At 69.6% G+C, this 329-nt stretch carries 1 protein-coding gene; it reads right to left on the bottom strand.

Annotated elements, in window-relative coordinates; all coding sequences use genetic code 11:
• On the bottom strand, positions 1-329 hold a 329-nt coding region (locus NQU54_RS48945; RefSeq protein ID WP_257636709.1), incomplete at both ends, for an ACP S-malonyltransferase.

Below are 329 nucleotides of genomic sequence, written 5' to 3'. Positions count from 1 at the left end.
CGGTCCTTGCGCAGCGCGGTGGCGAACGCGGCGTCCTCGCCGGTCACGCACTCCTGCGCCATCGCGGACAGCACACCGTCGGGGCCGAGTTCGAGGTAGGTGGTCACGCCCTGGGCTTCCAGGGTGCGGACACCGTCGAGGAAGCGGACAGCCTCGCGGACGTGGCGCACCCAGAAGCCGGGGCTGGTGATCTCCTCAGCGGAGACGACCGTCCCGGTGAGGTTGGACACGATGGGAATGCGCGGGGCGCCGTACGTCAGCCCCTGCGCCACCTCACGGAACGCCTCCAACATCCCGTCCATACGCGGCGAATGGAACGCATGGCTCAC

Source organism: Streptomyces malaysiensis subsp. samsunensis (genome assembly GCF_024519315.1).
Classification (GTDB): Bacteria; Actinomycetota; Actinomycetes; order Streptomycetales; family Streptomycetaceae; genus Streptomyces; species Streptomyces malaysiensis.
This window is presented reverse-complemented; position numbering and strand designations above follow the sequence as displayed.